Here is a 2,776-nt window from a genome sequence, read left to right on the forward strand (position 1 = left end):
CTCCCCGCCCCTCCCGGGGCCGACACCCCATCGCCGGACCATCTGGAGGCGTGATGACCACCCCGACCACCACCCCCGCCCGCCGCGGCGGGCGCTGGATCGAGACCTGGGACCCCGAGGACGAGCGGTTCTGGGAGCGCGAGGGCCGCCACGTGGCCCGCCGGAACCTGGTGTTCTCCATCATCTCCGAGCACATCGGGTTCTCGGTGTGGACGATGTTCTCCGTCCTGGCCCTGTTCATGGGACCCGAGTACGGCATCGACGCCGCCGGGAAGTTCTTCCTGGTGGCGATCGCCTCGGCGGTCGGCGCCGGCCTGCGCATCCCCTACGGCTTCGCGGTCGCCCGCTTCGGGGGCCGCAACTGGACGGTGATCAGCGCCGCCCTGCTGCTCCTGCCCACCACGGCCCTGTTGGTGGTCATGGAACCCGGCACCTCGTACACCACCTTCGTGGTGGTCGCGATCCTCACCGGCTTCGGCGGCGGCAACTTCGCCTCCTCCATGACCAACATCAACAGCTTCTATCCGATGCGCCTCAAGGGCTGGGCGCTGGGCCTGAACGCGGGCGGCGGCAACATCGGCGTGCCGGTGGTGCAGTGGGTGGCCCTGCTGGTGATCTTCGTGGCCGGCGCGCAGTACCCGCGTCTGCTGGTGGCCTTCTACATCCCGCTGATCGTGCTCGCCGTCGTGCTCAGCTGGCGGCACATGGACAACCTGGGGCCGGTCTCCAACGACACCGGCGCCGCCCGGGAGGCCGCCCGCGACGGCCACACCTGGATCATGTCCTTCCTCTACATCGGCACCTTCGGCTCCTTCATCGGCTACGGCTTCGCCTTCGGCCTGGTGCTGCAGAACCAGTTCGACCGCACGCCGCTGGAGGCCGCCTCCATCACCTTCATCGGTCCGCTGCTCGGTTCACTGATCCGGCCCATCGGCGGGCGGCTCGCCGACCGGTGGGGCGGGGCGCGGATCACGCTGTGGAACTTCGTCGCGATGGCCGCCGTCTCCGGGGTGGTGGTCCTGGCCTCGACGCTGGAGTCGCTGCCGCTGTTCGTCGCGGGCTTCATCCCGCTGTTCGTGCTCACCGGCCTGGGCAACGGCTCGACCTACAAGATGATCCCCGGCATCTACCGCTCGAAGGCGTCGGCGATGGGCCTGGCGGGCGAGGCCGCGGCGGTGTACGCCAGGCGGCTCTCCGGCGCCACCATGGTGATCATCGGTTCGGTGGGTGCCTTCGGTGGCCTGGGCATCAACCTCGCCCTGCGGCAGTCCTTCATGGCCTCCGGCAACGGCACCGCCGCCTTCATGGTCTTCTGCGCCTTCTACATCGCCTGCATCGTGGTGACATGGTCCGTATACGTGCGCGGCTCCTCCCGCCCCGCCCCCGCCGACGATCCCGCGGCCGGTGCGACCCGACCGGAGGGCCGGCGCGCGTACGCCGGCGTGTGACCCCGGACGCCCCGCGCACCCCGGGTGTTACATCGGGGAAATACCGAGGCACCGAGCCCGTCACGCCCCGTTGACAGGCTCGGTGCCCGCGTACGACGACCCGGGAGCGACAAGAGGATGCGGACAGCAGATCGGATCAAACCCCTGGACGGCTTCACGGTCGGCGTCACCGCCGCCCGCCGCGCGGAGGAACTCGGAGCCCTGCTCGAACGCCGGGGCGCCCGGGTGCAGCACGCTCCCGCGCTGCGCATCGTCCCCCTGGCCGACGACGAGCTGTTGCTCGACGCCACCCGTCGCCTCATCGACCGCGCCCCCGACATCGCGGTGGCCACCACCGCCATCGGTTTCCGGGGCTGGATCTCGGCGGCCGACGGCTGGGGGTTGGGCGACGACCTGCTGCGCACCCTGGACGCCGCCGAGGTGCTGGCCCGCGGACCGAAGGTGCGCGGCGCCGTCCGGGCCGCCGGCCTCACCGAGGAGTGGTCACCCGCCTCGGAGTCCATGGCCGAGGTACTGGAACGCCTCCTGGAACAGGGCGTGGCCGGCCGGCGCATCGCCCTGCAACTGCACGGCGAACCGCTGCCCGGCTTCATCGAGTCGCTGCGCGAGGCCGGTGCCGAGGTGGTGGACGTCCCCGTCTACCGCTGGATGCCCCCGGAGGACCTCGGCCCGGTCGACCGCCTCATCGAGGCCGTCGTGGCCCGGCAGGTGGACGCCGTCACCTTCACCAGCGCCCCGGCCGCCGCCTCCTTCCTGGAGCGGGCCGCCGAACTGGGCCGCCAGGAGGAGCTGTTGGAGGCACTGCGCGGCGAGGTGCTGCCGATCTGCGTCGGCCCGGTCACCGCCCTGCCCCTCCAGTCCCGCGCCGTGCCCACCCGGCACCCCGAGCGCTTCCGGCTGGGACCGCTGGTGCAGCTGCTCTGCGACGAACTGCCCCACCGGACCGGGGCGCTGCGGGTCGCCGGCCACACGGTCCGGCTGCGCGGCCACGCGGTGATCGTCGACGACGAACTCCGTCCCGTTCCGCCCGCCGGGATGGCACTGCTGCGCGCCCTGGCCCGCCGCCCCGGATGGGTGGTGCCCCGGGCCGAACTGCTGCGCGCCCTGCCGGGCGCGGGCCGCGACGAGCACGCGGTGGAGACGGCCATGGCCCGGCTGCGCACCGCCCTGGGGACGCCCCGGCTCATCCAGACCGTCGTCAAGCGCGGCTACCGCCTGGCGATGGACCCGGCCGCCGGGAACCCCGGCCACGACGCCTGAACCCGCCCCGGTCGGACCCCTGTCCCGCCGCGGCCCTCGCGTCCCGGGCCGGGGCGTCCGACCGGTCC

At 72.9% G+C, this 2,776-nt stretch carries 2 protein-coding genes; both read left to right on the top strand.

Features of this window, described 5'->3' with window-relative positions; translation table 11 throughout:
* Positions 1-53 precede the first annotated feature (53 nt).
* The gene (locus FOE67_RS21930; protein ID WP_182666565.1) at positions 54-1,448 is read left to right on the top strand and encodes a nitrate/nitrite transporter; all 1,395 of its coding nucleotides are present in this window, start codon (positions 54-56) and stop codon (positions 1,446-1,448) included.
* 117 nt (positions 1,449-1,565) lie between these two features.
* Entirely contained in the window at positions 1,566-2,708 is a 1,143-nt protein-coding gene (locus FOE67_RS21935; protein WP_182666566.1) for a uroporphyrinogen-III synthase, read from the top strand.
* Positions 2,709-2,776: the final 68 nt, after the last annotated feature.

The sequence above is a fragment of the Streptomyces calidiresistens genome, from assembly GCF_014141525.1.
Taxonomy (GTDB): Bacteria; Actinomycetota; Actinomycetes; order Streptomycetales; family Streptomycetaceae; genus Streptomyces; species Streptomyces calidiresistens.